This window comes from Modicisalibacter radicis (genome assembly GCF_900961225.1).
Classification (GTDB): Bacteria; Pseudomonadota; Gammaproteobacteria; order Pseudomonadales; family Halomonadaceae; genus Modicisalibacter.
On the sequence record NZ_CAAHFN010000098.1, the window covers coordinates 1 to 15,457 of the forward strand.

Annotated in this window: 14 protein-coding genes; 10 read left to right on the plus strand and 4 right to left on the minus strand. The window is 66.4% G+C overall.

All coding sequences use genetic code 11. The features are described 5' to 3' along the window. Positions 1–78: 78 nt before the first annotated feature. Positions 79–1,533, minus strand: coding sequence for a M48 family metalloprotease (locus tag HR9077_RS17170; protein WP_136068483.1), 1,455 nt, complete (start codon positions 1,531–1,533; stop codon positions 79–81). A 98-nt stretch (positions 1,534–1,631) separates the two neighbouring features. Between HR9077_RS17170 and HR9077_RS17175 the strand changes: the two genes are divergently transcribed. Together HR9077_RS17175 and HR9077_RS17180 are read left to right on the plus strand one after the other, a co-directional pair. Beyond that, entirely contained in the window at positions 1,632–1,877 is a 246-nt protein-coding gene (locus tag HR9077_RS17175; protein WP_136068485.1) for a sulfurtransferase TusA family protein, read from the plus strand. Beyond that, entirely contained in the window at positions 1,874–2,971 is a 1,098-nt protein-coding gene (locus HR9077_RS17180; RefSeq protein ID WP_136068487.1) for an AI-2E family transporter, read from the plus strand. The genes HR9077_RS17175 and HR9077_RS17180 overlap by 4 nt, the downstream gene beginning before the upstream one ends. Here the strand turns inward: HR9077_RS17180 and HR9077_RS17185 are convergent. Then, on the minus strand, positions 2,962–3,450 hold the full coding sequence (locus HR9077_RS17185) for a peroxiredoxin (protein WP_136068489.1): 489 nt from the start codon (positions 3,448–3,450) through the stop codon (positions 2,962–2,964). The two genes, HR9077_RS17180 and HR9077_RS17185, sit on opposite strands and share 10 nt — an antisense overlap. A 203-nt stretch (positions 3,451–3,653) precedes the next feature. Between HR9077_RS17185 and dapA the strand changes: the two genes are divergently transcribed. Genes dapA through purC form a run of 4 tightly spaced genes read left to right on the plus strand, consistent with a single transcriptional unit; the run spans position 3,654 to position 7,106 of the window. Next, positions 3,654–4,538 carry a 4-hydroxy-tetrahydrodipicolinate synthase gene (gene dapA / locus HR9077_RS17190; protein ID WP_136068491.1) on the plus strand — a complete coding sequence of 295 codons (885 nt, stop codon included), beginning with the start codon at positions 3,654–3,656 and terminating at the stop codon, positions 4,536–4,538. A 37-nt stretch (positions 4,539–4,575) separates the two neighbouring features. Beyond that, entirely contained in the window at positions 4,576–5,523 is a 948-nt protein-coding gene (locus HR9077_RS17195) for an outer membrane protein assembly factor BamC (RefSeq protein WP_136068493.1), read from the plus strand. Then, the gene (locus HR9077_RS17200; RefSeq protein ID WP_136068495.1) at positions 5,523–6,332 is read left to right on the plus strand and encodes an MBL fold metallo-hydrolase; all 810 of its coding nucleotides are present in this window, start codon (positions 5,523–5,525) and stop codon (positions 6,330–6,332) included. The genes HR9077_RS17195 and HR9077_RS17200 overlap by 1 nt, the downstream gene beginning before the upstream one ends. A 60-nt stretch (positions 6,333–6,392) precedes the next feature. Continuing rightward, entirely contained in the window at positions 6,393–7,106 is a 714-nt protein-coding gene (purC, locus tag HR9077_RS17205) for a phosphoribosylaminoimidazolesuccinocarboxamide synthase (protein ID WP_136068496.1), read from the plus strand. Positions 7,107–7,181: 75 nt separating this feature from the next. Here purC and tsaA read toward each other — a convergent pair whose 3' ends face one another. Beyond that, the gene (gene tsaA / locus HR9077_RS17210; protein WP_136068499.1) at positions 7,182–7,931 is read right to left on the minus strand and encodes a tRNA (N6-threonylcarbamoyladenosine(37)-N6)-methyltransferase TrmO; all 750 of its coding nucleotides are present in this window, start codon (positions 7,929–7,931) and stop codon (positions 7,182–7,184) included. A gap of 118 nt (positions 7,932–8,049) precedes the next feature. Between tsaA and HR9077_RS17215 the strand changes: the two genes are divergently transcribed. Next, positions 8,050–8,538 (plus strand): GNAT family N-acetyltransferase, encoded by a 489-nt coding sequence (locus tag HR9077_RS17215; RefSeq protein ID WP_136068501.1) that lies wholly within the window; start codon positions 8,050–8,052, stop codon positions 8,536–8,538. 132 nt (positions 8,539–8,670) lie between these two features. On the opposite strand, the gene nadC is transcribed toward HR9077_RS17215, so the two are convergent. Further along, the gene (gene nadC, locus HR9077_RS17220; protein WP_136068503.1) at positions 8,671–9,525 is read right to left on the minus strand and encodes a carboxylating nicotinate-nucleotide diphosphorylase; all 855 of its coding nucleotides are present in this window, start codon (positions 9,523–9,525) and stop codon (positions 8,671–8,673) included. 76 nt (positions 9,526–9,601) lie between these two features. On the opposite strand from nadC, the gene ampD reads away from it, so the two are divergent. The 3 genes from ampD (at position 9,602) to aceF (ending at position 15,349) form a co-directional block, all read left to right on the plus strand. After that, positions 9,602–10,174 (plus strand): 1,6-anhydro-N-acetylmuramyl-L-alanine amidase AmpD, encoded by a 573-nt coding sequence (gene ampD / locus HR9077_RS17225; protein ID WP_136068505.1) that lies wholly within the window; start codon positions 9,602–9,604, stop codon positions 10,172–10,174. A 292-nt stretch (positions 10,175–10,466) separates the two neighbouring features. Continuing rightward, a complete protein-coding gene (gene aceE / locus HR9077_RS17230) occupies positions 10,467–13,154 on the plus strand; it encodes a pyruvate dehydrogenase (acetyl-transferring), homodimeric type (RefSeq protein ID WP_136068507.1) in 2,688 nt (895 codons plus the stop codon). A 122-nt stretch (positions 13,155–13,276) separates the two neighbouring features. After that, complete coding sequence (gene aceF / locus HR9077_RS17235; RefSeq protein ID WP_136068509.1) at positions 13,277–15,349, plus strand: pyruvate dehydrogenase complex dihydrolipoyllysine-residue acetyltransferase; 2,073 nt, start codon at positions 13,277–13,279, stop codon at positions 15,347–15,349. The last annotated feature ends 108 nt before the right edge of the window (positions 15,350–15,457 follow it).

The following is a 15,457-nucleotide window of genomic DNA, read 5'->3' on the forward strand; positions in this document are numbered from 1 at the left end:
CCCGAAGCCCGAAGCCCGAAGCCCGAAGCCCGAAGCCGCTCTTCATAGCGCCCCGAACCTGGCGCTCGAAGCCCGAAGCTAGAACTGCTGCAACGCCTGTCGATAGTCCAGGTAGTCCTTGCGGCGCTCCTGAAGGCGGCTGGCCATGCCGAAATCGCCCTCGCGCTTGGCGTTGTCCTCGGCGATATCGAGCTGCTTGATGGCGCGGTCGATGTGCCCGGTCAACTGCAGTTCCTCGGCGCGGGCCAGCAGCCCCCATGTCTTGTGACCGCTGCGCCCCGCGGCCTCGGCGAGCAGTGAGTAGACGCGCGGATTCTCGGGCTGGCGACGACTCAGGTCGCGCAGCGCGGCGAAGGCTTCGCCGGGGTCGCGCTGCAACAGCGCGCGGGCGTGTATCAACTGCGCCGGCAGGTAGCCGGGCGTCAGCCGCAGGATGCGCTCGCCGCGGGTCAGGGCGGCCTCGTAGCGGCCGGCGTCGAGGGCGATCTGCGCGGCGCTTGTGGGGATCAGCGTCAGGTCGGGCCACGCGTCGGCCAGGCTGTCGAGCTGGGCGAGGGCGGTATCGATGCGGTTGCCGTGGGCGTCGGTCAGCGCCTGAAGATAGTCGAGCGCCGCCTGGGGCGGGTCGTCCTGGCGCAATTCGCTCATCGCCTGGGCCGGGTTGTCGCTGTTCAGCGCGAGCAGGGCGCGGGCGCGGATCATCGCATAGCTGGGGTCCCGGGAGTCGCGGCGCGCGGTCCGCGAGGCCGTCAACTGATCGGCCCGCGCCTGGGTATCGCTGATGCGCGATTCGGTGACCGGGTGGGTGAGCAGGAATTCCGGCGGGTTGCCGCCCTGCAGGCTGGTCAGGCGCTGCATGGCACGGAACATCGCCGGCATCGCCTCGGGATCGAAGCCGGCCTCGTCCAGGGCCTCGAGGCCGACCCGGTCGGCTTCCTGCTCGAAGCGCCGCGAGTAGGCCAACTGGTCCTGAATGAAGGCCGCCTGCGACCCCATCATCGCCGCTACCCCGGCATTGCCGGCGCCACCGGCGGCGAGCACCATGCCGGCGAGCATCGCCGCCATGGTCGGTAACTGGGTTTCCTCGGCGCGCTCCATGCGTCGCGCGTAGTGGCGCTGCGACAGATGGCCGAGTTCGTGGGCGAGTACCGAGGCGAAGGCGTCCTCGCCACTGGCGAAGGCGAACAGCCCCTGATTGACGCCGATCACGCCGCCCGGCACGGCGAAGGCGTTGAGCATCCGGCTGTCGACGAGGGTGACCGTCCAGTCGAGATCGCCGATATCGCTGTAGGGCAGCAGCCGGGCGATCAGCGATTCGACGTAGGTTTCGGCGATCGGGTCCTGCCAGGTGTGGGTCTGGGCGCGGAACTGGCGCAGCCAGGCGCGCCCCAGGCGATATTCCTCGCCGCCCGAGACGCTGGCTCCGCCGCTGCCCAGCGCGGGCAGCGAATCGCCGCCGGCGGCCTGGGCAACCGGTAACGGCGTGAGGACCAGCAGTCCCGCCAGCAACCCTGACTTCACGACACTCGACATGGCCTTCCTCGTCATCTTCACGCGTTCATGTCCGACATTGATTCACCGGACAAAGTGCCTTTAAATCGAGGCGGTTTTTCATTTTCCCGGGAGGTGGCATGGCCCTGCAACCCACTGATCGACTCGATGCGCGCGGCCTGGCCTGTCCGCTGCCGTTGCTCAAGGCCAAGCAAGCGTTGGCGCGCCTGACGGTGGGTGACATTCTCCACGTGGTGGCGAGCGACCCGGGATCGTGGCGCGACTTCGAGGCCTTCGCCGCGCACAGCGATCACGAACTGCTGGAGCGCGACACGCGCGATACAGACTATCACTACTGGATACGCAAGGGCGGTACCCAAGCATGACCATGAAGGAGGTCTTCAAGACCTGGCTCGAACGCTACTTCTCCGACGAGGAGGCGGTCGTCCTGTTGCTGTTGCTGGTGCTGGGCTTTGCCGCGGTGTTCTGGCTGGGCAAGATGCTGGCACCGTTCTTTACCGCGCTGGTGCTGGCCTTTCTGCTGCAGGGGATCGTCAGCTGGCTCGAGCGGCGCGGCCTGCCGCGGCTGCTGTCGGTGCTGCTGGTGTTCCTGATATTCGTCGGCGCGCTGCTGGCGCTGGCGTTGATCGTGCTGCCGCTGGTGTGGAACCAGCTGCTCGAACTGGTCCAGGAAAGTCCGCGAATGTTCGCCAGCGTACAGGGCCTGCTCGACGACATGCAGGCGCGCTACCCGACGGTGATCACCCCGGCGCAGATCGACGACTGGATCGCCACCGCCGGGCGCGAGGCGACCCAGCTCGGCCAGCGGGCGCTGACCCTGTCGCTGGCCTCGCTGGGCAACCTGCTGGGACTGATCATCTACCTGGTGCTGGTGCCGATCCTGGTGTTCTTCCTGCTCAAGGATCGCGAGCCGCTGATCCGCTTCATGCTCTCGCTGCTGCCGCAGAAGCGCACCCTGATGACGCGCATCTGGTACGAGATGGACGACCAGATCGCCAACTACATCCGCGGCAAGGCGATCGAGATCGCCATCGTCGGCGGTGCGGCATACATCACCTTCTGGTGCTTCGGCCTGCCCTATGCGGCGCTGCTGGGGCTGATGGTCGGGTTGTCGGTGCTGGTGCCCTACATCGGCGCGGCGGTGGCGACACTCCCGGTGGCCGCGGTGGCCGGCTTCCACTTCGGGCTGAGCGACCAGTTCCTCTACGTGATCGTCGCCTACGGCGTGCTGCAGGCCCTCGACGGCAACGTGCTGGTGCCGGTGCTGTTCTCCGAGGCGGTCAACCTGCATCCGGTGTCGATCATCCTCGCGGTGCTGTTCTTCGGCGGCATCTGGGGGTTCTGGGGGGTGTTCTTCGCGATCCCGCTGGCGACCCTGCTCAAGGCGCTGGCGCGTGCCTGGCCGCGCAGCGTCGCGCAGCGCGACCGGCCGTTGCACCAGGTCGACCTTCAGGACTGAACCTTGCCCTGGGCATGCAGCTCGCGGGCCGCGTCGAGCACCTCGGCGACGTGGCCCGGTACCTTGACCTTGCGCCATTCGCGGGCCAGCTTGCCCTCGGCGTCGATCAGGAAAGTGCTGCGCTCGATGCCCAGATGCTCCTTGCCGTAGAGCTTCTTGAGCTTGATGACGTCGAACTGGCGGCACAGCGCCTCGTCCTTGTCGGAAATCAGCTCGAAGTTGAAGTCTTGCTTGGCCTTGAAGTTCTCGTGGGCGCGCAGGCCATCGCGGGAGACGCCGAGTATCACCGTGTCGGCGGCGTCGAAATCGGCCTTGTGGTCGCGGAAGTCGCCGCCCTCGGTGGTGCACCCCGGCGTGCTGTCCTTGGGGTAGAAGTAGATCACCACCTGCTTGCCGCGCAGCTGCGAGAGGGTCACGGTGGTATCGCTGGTGGCCTGGGCGGTGAAATCCGCGACCGGCTGGCCGACGCTGACGCTCATGGCTGGACTCCTGTATGAATGGGCGTCGTCGATTACACGCAAGCACGGGATCGCTGTAAAGCCCCGGCGGCGGTAACAAGCATCTGTACAGGCTTTCGTCGCCTGAGTACCATTTGGTGCCTGGACCGGGCATTGATCACGTGGGTTATCGGCGGGTGGGGCTTAAGGACCGACTCGGCCGCTTCACAGGAGAGCATCGCAGGATGATCACAGGCAGCATCGTCGCGCTGGCGACCCCGATGAAAACATCCGGTGAGATCGACTGGGAGGCGCTGCGCCGCCTGGTGGGCTTTCATCTCGAAAACGGCACCGACGGCATCGTCGCCGCCGGTACCACTGGCGAGCCCACCACCATGTCGTTCGCCGAACACTTCGACGTCATCCGCACCGTGGTCGAGGAGGTCGACGGGCGCATCCCGGTGATCGCCGGCACCGGCGCCAACGCCACCTCCGAGGCCGTCGAGCTGGCGCGCTACGCCAAGGAGGTCGGCGCCGACTATTGCCTGTCGGTGTGCCCCTACTACAACAAGCCGACCCAGGAAGGCCTGTTCCAGCACTTCAAGGCGGTCGCCGAGGGCGGCGACCTGCCGGTCATCCTCTACAACGTGCCGGGGCGCACCTGCTCGGATCTCTACAACGAGACGGTGTTCCGGCTTGCCGAGGTCGACAATATCGTCGGCCTCAAGGACGCCACCGGCAATCTCGAGCGTGCCGAGGAACTGGTCGAGCGCCTGCGTGGCAGCGGCTTCGCGCTCTACTCCGGCGACGACCCCACCGCCTGCGAGTTCATGCTGATGGGCGGGCACGGCGATATTTCGGTGACCGCCAACGTCGCGCCGCACGCCATGCACGAACTGTGTCGGGCCGCGGTGGCCGGCGATACCGAGCGCGCTCACCAGATCAATACGCGGCTGATGCCGTTGCACACCGCGCTGGGCGTCGAGGCCAACCCGATTCCGGTGAAGTGGGGGCTCAACCGCATGGGCTATGCCGACCCCGGGATCCGTCTGCCGCTGACCTGGCTGTCCGAGAAATACCACTCCACCGTCGGCGAGGCCCTGCAGCTGGCCGGTGTGCTGGACGATTGAGGCCATCCCTGGCCCGCACCCACAAGAAGGTAGAAGCATGAACCCCGTCTTCACATGGATGCCGCTGATCGTGGCCGCCGCCGTTGCCCTGAGCGGTTGCGGTCGCGATGGCTACTATTACGACCGTAGCGACGAGTACCAGGCCGCCGATATGAGCCAGCCGCTGGAGCTGCCCGATTCGCGCCGTTCCAGCCGCTATCAGGACGCCATGCCGGTGCCGGACGCCAGCAACGACTTCGTCGCCGAAGGCGATTTCGAGGTACCGCGCCCGCAGCCGCTGGCGGGCAGCCGCGACGAGGAGCTGCCCTATGTCGAGCTGCGCGAGGCCGGCGGCGACCGCTGGCTGTTGGTCAACACGTCGCCGGGCGGTGTGTGGCCGCAACTGCAGGGGTTCGTCGAAAGCCGCGGTCTGACGATTGCCAGCATGGATGCGTCGCAGGGGCGCATAGCCACCGAGGAAGCCGATTTCCGAGTCCGCCAGGGGCTGCGCAGCGGTACCAGCGAAGTGCGCTGCAGCGCGGCGGACGCGGCAGGGCAATGCCTGACAGCGCTGCAGGGCTATCTCGATAGCCGCAGCGAGCAGGCCGGCGGTGTCTCGCTGGCCGCCCAGAGCCTGTCCCAGGAGGAGCGGGTACGCCTGCTCAAGCGTGACGACCGCTGGCAGTTGCAGCTGGCGCTGGGCATCGATCGGGCCTGGTCCGAGCTGCATTATCAACTGTCCAACAACTTTACCGGCGAGGGGCGCAAGCTGGTCGACCAGAATCGCAGCGCCGGCGACTTCCTCGTCGATTACACGCCGCGCGAGGACGACGGCGGCTGGTTCGACTGGTTCGGCGACGATGCCGAGCCGCGCCGCTACCGCCTGCATGTCGCTCCGGCGGGGGCCGGCGAGAGCCGCGTGACGGTCGCCGCGGCGGACGATCGCGCGCTCGCCGACAGCGAGGCTCGCGCGGTTCTCGATGCCCTGGCCTCGACGCTGCGCTGATGACCGAGCGGGTGCACGAAGCGGCCCGCTTGCCCGGCGGGCAAGCCCTGAGCTTCGCCTCGCTGGGCAGTGGCAGCAAGGGCAACGCCACCCTGGTCAGCGACGGCGAGACCCACGTGCTGGTCGACTGCGGCTTCGGCCTGCGCGAGACCGAGAAGCGCCTGGCGCGCCATGGCCTGCACCCCCGTCAGCTGGCCGCGGTGCTTGTGACCCACGAGCACGGCGACCACATCAGTGGCGTCGGTGCCCTGGCGCGGCGCCACGGCCTGCCGGTCTACCTGACCGCCGGCACGCTGCTGTCGCGGCGTCTCGGCGAGGTACCTCGGCATCGCTTGATCGTGCCCCAGGCACGCTTCGCCATCGCCGGGCTCGAGATCGACCCGATAACGGTGCCGCACGATGCCCGCGAGCCGGTACAGTTTCGCTTTCATGCGCGCCAGCGCACGCTCGGCGTGCTCACCGATCTGGGTCACCCCACCGAGCATGTGATCGCCAGCTTCCAGCACTGCGATGCGCTGCTGCTGGAGTGCAACCACGACCCGCGAATGCTCGTCGAGGGGCCCTACCCGCCGCATCTCAAGCGGCGCGTCGGGGGCAACTGGGGGCACCTGGCCAATGCCCAGGCCCGGGCGCTGCTCACGTGTATCGGCCTCGACCGCCTGCAGCGCATCGTCTGCTCGCACCTTTCGGAGCACAACAACCGCCCGGAGCTTGCCCGCGAGGCCTTGGCGGGGCTGCTCGACGGCGACGAATCGCGGCTGGTGGTGTCCGCCCAGGATCGCGGTTTCGACTGGCAGGTCGTCGCGTGAACGTGGCCATGGGTCAGGTGGGCGGCGACTCCTTCAATGACGCTTTCAGAGAAACTCCCCATGGAAAAACGTGACGCGCTGTACGCCGGCAAGGCCAAATCCGTCTACCGTACCGACGACCCCGAGCGCCTGATCCTGCATTTTCGCGACGACACCAGCGCCTTCGACGGCGAGCGCGTGGAGTCGCTGGCCCGCAAGGGGATGGTCAACAACAAGTTCAACGCCTTCATCATGGGCAAGCTCGAGGCCGCGGGCATTCCCACCCACTTCGACGGCCTGGTGTCGGATACCGAGTGCGTGGTCAAGAAGCTCGAGATGATCCCGGTCGAGTGCGTGGTGCGCAACCTGGCCGCCGGCGGTCTGGTCAAGCGCCTGGGGGTCGAGGAGGGGCGCGAGCTCGATCCGCCGACCTTCGAGCTGTTCCTCAAGAACGATGCCCAGCACGACCCAATGATCAACGAGTCGCTGGCCGAGACCTTCGGCTGGGCGACCCCCGAGCAGCTGGCCCGCATGAAGACGCTGACCTTCCAGGTCAACGATGTGCTCAAGCAGCTGTTCCTCGATGGCGGCATGCTGCTGGTCGACTACAAGCTCGAGTTCGGGATGTTCGACGGCGAGATCGTGCTCGGAGACGAGTTCTCGCCGGACGGCTGCCGGCTTTGGGACGCCGAGACCCGCGAGAAGATGGACAAGGACCGCTTCCGCCAGGGCCTCGGCGGGGTGATCGAGGCCTACGAGGAAGTGGGCCGGCGGCTGGGCATCGCCTTCGACTGAGCGACGTCCCGCAGCGCGTTCAAAAGCGGCCCGCGGGCCGCTTTCACCGTTTAGGGCACCGTCTGGACGCATGGCTCAGCGAACGTCGGCCGCTGCCAGCGGAACGATCTCGACGACCTCGAAAGCGATCTCCCGCGTTGTGTCGTGCTGAACCCGGAAGCGTACGTCCACATCCCGCAGCGCCACGCCGTAGCGGCGTGCATCGTGACCGCCCCGGTAAGCCGGGCGCGGGTCCTGGGCGAGCACCTGTTCGATCAGCCGGCGCAGCGAGGCGCCGTCCTCGCGCCGGGCCAGATGGCCCTCGGCGGCATCATTGAAGTTCACGCGGTACCGAGTCGGCGGCGCGGGAGCGAAGCCGGCCCCGGCGTCGGGGCGCGATTCGGCCCACGGCAGGTAGGGCTTGATATCGAGCACCGGGGTACCATCGACCAGATCGTGACCGCGCAGGTGCAGCCGCACGCCGCCCCGGGTCTCGATCTTCACCAGTTCGACCAGCGACAGGCCCAGGCGATTGGGCCGATGGGTGCTGCGGGTGGCGAACACCCCGAGCCTGGCGTTGCCGCCCAGGCGTGGCGGGCGCACCAGCGGTGTCCAGCGCTCGGGGCTGCGATGGAAGACGAAGGTCAGCCAGAGATGACTGACGCCCTCCAGGCCACGCACTGCGTGCGGTTCGTCGAAGGGCGGCAGCATCCGCAGCACCGCGCGTGCCTCGTCGGCCAGGCCGGGCTGGCGGGGGATGCCGAACTTGTCGGGATAATCGCTGGCGATGCGGCCGATGGCCTGCATCGTGAAGGTGGCGTCGGGCGCCGAGTCGGTGTCTTGCATCGGCTCATTATGCCGGCCGGGCGCTCGCCCGGCGAGCCTGGCTTTCGTCCGGTTGGTTAGTACACTGAGCGAGCCGGCGGTGGTACGCCAGTCTTGCTTGCTTGCCAAGGAGGCAGCCATGTCGCAGCGGATACGTTACCGGGCGGCCTTGAGTCGCGATGCCGCGGATCAGGCCGAGGTGTTTCACCACGCGGTCATGCAGGGCGCAGCGGGTCGCTACACGCTGGCGCAACGCGAGGCCTGGGCCGGCGCCCTGCCGCGCGAGGCCAGCGCCTGGGTCGCCCGCCAGGCGCTATATACTACCCTGGTGGCCGACTGCGATGGGCGCTGTGTGGGGTTCGTGGAGCTCGACGTGACCGAGGGGCGCATCGAAACGCTGTATGTCTGGCCGTCGCTGGGGCGTCGCGGCATCGCCACCCAACTGGTGGCGCTTGCCGAGCAGGGCCTGCGCGAGCGGGGGGTGGCGCGGCTGCGCATCGAGGCCAGTCTGATGCTTGCCGACGCGCTTGAGCGGCGCGGCTGGCAACGCGTCGGCGACGAGTGGGTCGAGCGCGGGGGCGAGTCGTTGCCGCGGATCAGGCTCGAGAAGGCATTCGACGAAGCCTAGTTCGGCGGGATTCCGCTCGGCGGGATTCCGCTCGGCGGGACTCCGCTCGGCGGGACTCCGCTCGGCGGGACTCCGCTCGGCGGGACTCCGCTCGGCGGGACTCCGCTCGGCGAGTGACGCGGCTGTCTGCACTCAGCGGGTCTCCACGTGCTCGATGCGCATCGACAGATCGATCGCCTTGACGTCCTTGGTCAGCGCGCCGATCGAGATGCAGTCGATGCCGGTGGCGGCGATCGATTCCAGCGTGGTTTCGCTGACGTTGCCCGAGGCTTCGAGGGTCGCCTTGCCGGCGGTGAAACGTACCGCTTCGCGCAGGTCGCCGAGCGAGAAGTTGTCGAGCATCACCACATCGGCACGCGCCTCGAGCGCCTGGGCCAGCTCGTCGAGGTTTTCGACCTCGACTTCCACCGGCAGGTCGCGGGCAATGTCGCGTGCCTCGCGCACGGCCGCGGCGATTCCACCACAGGCGGCGATGTGGTTCTCCTTTATCAGGAAGGCGTCGTAGAGGCCGATGCGGTGGTTGTAGCAACCGCCGCAGGTCACGGCGTATTTCTGCGCCAGGCGCAGCCCGGGCAGCGTCTTGCGGGTGTCGAGCAGACGCACGCCGGTATCGGCGACGCGATCGGCATAGTGACGGGCGCGGGTGGCGGTGCCCGACAATGTCTGCAACAGGTTGAGCGCCGGACGTTCGCCGGTCAGCAGGCTGCGCGCGGGGCCGGCCAGCTCGAGAAAGCACTGGCCGGCCTGCAGGGCGTCGCCGTCGGCGGCATGCCAGGCGAGATCGACGCGATGGTCGAGCCGCCGGAACAGCTCGTCGACCCAGGCCACCCCACAGAGCACCGCGTCCTCGCGGGTGATCACCCGGGCGGACGCCCATTGGCGCTCGGGGATCAACTGGGCGGTGATGTCGCCGGGGCCGACGTCTTCGGCCAGCAGCCGGGCGGCGCTGGTGCGGATCTCTTCGGCGAGGGCCTCGTAGTAGCGCATGGCTTTCCTTGCTCGGTGGTGTGCGACAATGCGTTCATTATAGGGAATGCAAAGCGCTTACGGCAGGGGAGGCAGCGTGCAGGTAATCCAGGGTTGGCTTCGTGGAGCGCGTCGCGTCGCGTCACCCAACTGCAACGAGCGCCCGCAAGGCGAGATATCGGCGCTGGTGATCCATGCCATCAGCCTGCCGCCGGGCGAGTTCGGCGGCGATGCGATCGAGCGGTTGTTCACCAATCGCCTGGATGGCGCGGCGCACGCCTACTTTCGAACGCTCGAGGGGTTGCGTGTTTCGGCTCACCTGTTGATCCGCCGCGACGGCGAGCTGGTGCAGTTCGTGCCCTTCGAGCGGCGTGCCTGGCACGCCGGGCGTTCGCGCTGGTTCGATGGCGAGCGCGAACGCATCGAGCTCAACGACTTCACTATCGGCATCGAGCTCGAGGGCGACGATGTCCAGCCCTACCGCGAGGCCCAGTACCGGGCGCTGGCCCGGGTGGTGGCGAGCCTGATGAAACGTTACCCGCGATTGACCGCGCAGCGCATCACCGGCCATGCGCGAATCGCCCCGTTGCGCAAGAGCGACCCCGGCCCGAGCTTCGATTGGGCCTATTTTCGTCAATGTTTGGCCGCGGAAAGTGGATTTTGTAGCTAGGCTACACTCAATGCTCGAAGGACGAGGCCATCGGTAAGTGGCTAATGTTGCTATGCAATATGCAGGGGTGGAAAGCGTTTCCAAAGTGCCGCCAATTGGCAGACAGGCACGTTTGCGGTATCTTCGGGCCGGCATTTGTGACTATCGCCTGCATATCTGTAAAGCGATTACATACCCTGTTTGACGGAGACACGACCCCCAGAAAGGTCGGCTCGCACTGAAGAGCGCCCAATGTCGCCACATGTCGTGTGGGGGCAGACTGACACCTTATCTTCATTCGGAGACACGTCTTATGAGTCTGGAGGCAAGAGAAGATATCGATCCGACCGAAACCTCGGAATGGGTTGATTCCCTGGTATCGGTCGTCGATCGGGAAGGCGAGGAGCGTGCTCAGTATCTGTTGAGTCGTCTGGCCGACCGGCTGCGCCGCGACGGCAGGGTCCCGCCGTTCTCTGTGACTACGCCCCATCGCAATACCATTCCGGTTCATCGCGAGGCGAAGATCCCCGGCGACATGTTCATCGAGCGCAAGCTGCGCTCGGCGATTCGCTGGAACGCCATGGCACAGGTCCTGCGTGCCAACAAGAAGCACAAGGGGCTGGGCGGTCACCTTGCCAGCTATCAATCCTGCGCGACGCTCTACGAAGTCGGCTTCAATCACTTCTTCCGCGCCGACGACGGCGAGCACAAGGGCGATCTCATCTATATCCAGGGCCACGTGACGCCGGGTATCTATGCGCGCTCCTTCCTCGAGGGCCGTCTCACCGAAGAGCAGATGGATGGCTTTCGCCAGGAAGCCGACGGCGAGGGGCTGCCGTCCTATCCGCACCCCTATCTGATGCCGGACTACTGGCAGTTCCCCACCGTATCCATGGGGCTTGGGCCGATCCAGGCGATCTACCAGGCGCACGTCATGAAGTACATGGACTCGCGCGAGCTGACCGACATGCGCGACCGCAAGGTCTGGGCGTTCCTCGGCGACGGCGAGTGCGACGAGCCTGAATCGCTGGGCGCGCTGCACCTGGCGAGCCGCGAGCAGCTGGGCAACCTGATCTTCGTGATCAACTGCAACCTGCAGCGGCTCGACGGCCCGGTGCGCGGCAACTCGCGGATCATGGACGAGCTCGAGGGTGTGTTCCGCGGTGCCGGCTGGAATGTCATCAAGGTAGTCTGGGGCGGCCTGTGGGACCCGCTGCTCGAGCGCGACAAGCACGACATGCTGCAAAAGCGCATGGACGAGGCGGTCGACGGCGAGTACCAGAACTACAAGGCCAACGGTGGCGCCTATACCCGCGAACATTTCTTCGGCAAGTACGAAGAGACCCGCAAACTGGTCGAGGACTACTCCGACGAGGATATCTTCCGGCTCAATCGCGGCGGTCACGATCCGCAGAAGGTCTACGCGGCCTATCATGAGGCGGTCAACAACGCCGGCGATCGACCCACCGTTGTGCTGGCGCATACCGTCAAGGGCTACGGCATGGGCGGCGGCAGCGGCGAAGCCGACATGGAAGCCCACCAGATCAAGTCCATGGAGCACGAGGCCCTCAAGGCATTCCGCGATCGCTTCGGCGTGCCGATCTCCGACAAGCAGCTCGAAGATGGCAATGTCCCTTACTATCGGCCGGATGAAGACAGCCCGGAGATGAAGTACCTGCATCTCCAGCGCGAGAAGCTCGGCGGCTTCCTGCCCAAGCGGCGTACCGACTACGAGGCCCTCGAGATTCCGGGGCTGGACGACAAGATGTTCGCCACCCAGACCAAGGGCTCGGGCGAGCGCGAAGTCTCGACCACCATGTCGTTCGTGCGCGTGCTCAACGGGCTGGTCAAGCACAAGCAGCTGGGCTCGCGGGTGGTGCCGATCATTCCCGACGAGGCGCGTACCTTCGGCATGGAGGGCATGTTCCGCCAGCTGGGCATCTACGCGTCCGGCGGCCAGAAGTATGATCCGGTCGATGCCGGGCAGATCATGTACTACCGCGAGGACAAGAAGGGTCAGATCCTCGAGGAGGGCATCACCGAGGCCGGCTCGATGTCCGCCTGGCTGGCCGCGGCGACAGCCTATGCCAACCATGACCTGACGCTGATCCCGTTCTTCATCTACTACTCGATGTTCGGCTACCAGCGCGTCGGCGATCTGGTCTGGGCCGCCGGCGACCTGCAGGCTCGCGGCTTCATGATCGGCGGCACCGCCGGGCGCACCACCATCAACGGCGAAGGCCTGCAGCACCAGGACGGCCATAGCCATATCCTGATGTCGACGGTGCCGACCTGCCGCTGCTACGACCCCTGCTATGGTCACGAAGTCGCGGTGATCCTGCAGGACGGCATGAAGCGGATGTTCCAGGACCGTGAGAACTGCTTCTACTATCTGACGGTGATGAACGAGAACTACTCGCACCCCGAAATGCCGGAAGGCTGCGAAGAGGGGATCGTGCGCGGCATGTATCTGCTCCGCGAGGGCGAGGCGGGCAAGAAGAAGGCGCCGCGGGTGCAGCTGCTGGGCAGTGGCACCATCCTGCGCGAGGTCGAGGCCGCCGCCGAGATGCTGGCCGACGAGCATGGCGTCGTCGCCGACGTGTGGAGCGTGACCAGCTTCAACGAGCTGCGCCGCGAAGCCCTCGACTACGATCGCAATGAGTTCCTGTCGCCGGACGACAAGCGTGAAAAGCCCTGGGTCGTGCAGCAACTGGAGGGTCGCGAAGGCCCGGTGGTCGCCTCGACTGACTACATGAAGCTCTATGCCGATCAGATCCGGGCCTGGGTGCCCGGCGATTTCCACGTACTGGGGACCGATGGCTACGGCCGTTCGGACACGCGCGAGGCGCTGCGGCGTTTCTTCGAGGTGGATCGCTACTACGTCACGGTAGCCGCGCTCCGCGCCTTGGCCGAGCGCGGCGAAGTCGACCGCAAGGTCGTTGTGGATGCCATGAAGAAGTATGGCATCGATCCGAGCAAGCCGAACCCGGTGAACTCCTGAGGCGCCTGCGAACGGCTGGACAGGTGTCGGGCGCGCTACGCTGAAGAGAAGTTGTCGAGCGTAGCCCGCCTGGCCTGCACGATTTGCGCCTGCGGCGAGCATGATTAGAAAGGAGCGCGACCTTGAGTAGCGAAATCATCAAAGTCCCCGACATCGGTGGCAGCACCGACGTCGAAATCATCGAGATCGCGGTGTCCGAAGGTGACCAGATCGCCGCCGAAGACACCATGATCACCCTCGAGTCCGACAAGGCCAGCATGGACGTACCGGCGCCCAAGGGCGGCAAGGTGGTCAAGGTACTGGTCAAGGAGGGCGATACCGTCTCCGAGGGCGACGACATCCTCGAGCTCGAGGCCGAGGGTGGCGGCGATAGCGACGAAGCGGAATCGAAAGACGCGAGCGATGCCGGCGAGAAGCAAGAGTCATCGGCCAAGCAGGATGAGAAGAGCGCCGATTCCGGTTCGTCCAGGAGCGACGCCCAACCGGCCAAGAAGTCGGGCGGCAAGCGTACCGTCGAGGTCAAGGTACCCGATATCGGCGGCAGCGAGGATGTGCCGATCATCGAGCTGGCGGTTGCCGAGGGCGACGAGGTCAGTGAGGAAGATCCGCTGATCACGCTGGAATCCGACAAGGCCTCGATGGATGTGCCCAGTCCCTACAGCGGCAAGCTCGTCTCTCTGGCGGTCAAGGAGGGCGACACCGTCTCCGAGGGCGACCTGATCGGTACCATGGAGATCGCCGGCGACGCGGACGGCGAAGACGAGCCCGAGCAACCCAGCGCTGAAGAGACGGCCGACGAGACCGACGAATCTCAGAGCGACGAGGGCGAAGAGTCAGAAGAGTCGGAGGAAGAAGGCGAATCCCAGCGCAAGGAGATCCGCGTCCCCGATATCGGCGGCAGCGAGAACGTGCCGATCATCGAGCTGGCGGTCGCCGAGGGCGACGAGATCAACGAGGAAGACCCGTTGATCACGCTGGAATCCGACAAGGCCTCGATGGACGTGCCGAGCCCCTTCAAGGGCAAGCTGGTCGAGCTCGCCGTGAAGGAGGGCGACACCGTCTCCGAGGGCGACCTGATCGGTTATATCGAGGTGGCCGGCACTCCGGTGGCGGGCAGCAAGCCGGCCAAGCCCAAGCAGAGCGAGTCGCCCAAGAAGGAAGCGACTTCCGACAAGGGCAGCGACAAGAGCGAGGCCAAGTCGCAGCCCAGGGCCGATTCCAGCGCCAAGGAGCAGGCCGCGCCGGCCGAACAGCCGCGCGACGGCAAGCTGGTGCATGCCGGCCCGGCGGTGCGCATGCTGGCGCGCGAACTGGGCGTCGACCTGGCGCGGGTCAAGCCCAGCGGTCCCAAGGACCGTGTGCTCAAGGAAGACGTCCACGCCTACGTCAAGCAGGCGATGAAAGCCCAGCAGGAGGGCGGCGCTGCGGCTCCGGGCGCAGCACCGGCTGCCGGCGGCTCGGGCATCCCGCCGATCCCCGATGTCGACTTCAGCCAGTTCGGCGAGGTCGAAGAGAAGGCGATGGGCCGGCTGATGAAGATGGGCGCGACCAACCTGCATCGCAGTTGGGTCAACCTGCCCCACGTCACCCAGTTCGACGAGGCCGACATCACCGAGCTGGAAGCCTTCCGCAAGTCGATGAAGGCCGAGGCCGAGGCCCAGGGCGCCAAGCTCACGCCGCTGCCGTTCTTGATCAAGGCCTGCGCCTACGCGCTGCGTCAGTATCCGCAGTTCAACGTCAGCCTCAAGAGCGACGGTGAGACGGTGGTGTGGAAGAAGTACGTGCACATCGGCATCGCCGTGGACACGCCGGACGGCCTGATGGTGCCGGTGATCCGCAACGCCGACCAGAAATCGCTGATCGAGCTGGCCAAGGAGTCCGTCGAGCTGGCCGGCAAGGCGCAGAAGAAAAAGCTCAAGCGCGAGGAGATGCAGGGCGGCTGCTTCACCATCTCCAGCCTCGGCTCGATCGGCGGCACCGCCTTCACGCCGATCGTCAACGCGCCGGAAGTGGCGATCCTGGGGATCTCCAAGTCGCAGATGAAGCCGGTCTGGAACGGGGCCGAGTTCGCGCCGCGGCTGATGATGCCGCTGTGCCTCTCCTATGACCACCGTGCGGTCAATGGCGCCGATGCGGCACGCTTCACGGCGTTCCTGTCGCAGGCATTGACCGATATCCGGCGCATGCTGATGTGATCGGCTGACACCGCTCGGATCCTGCTGGCACGCAGCGGACATAAACGGCGCTCCATCGGGGCGCCGTTTTTTTTCCGCCCGGCTCGATGCCTCGCCGACGGCCATCGG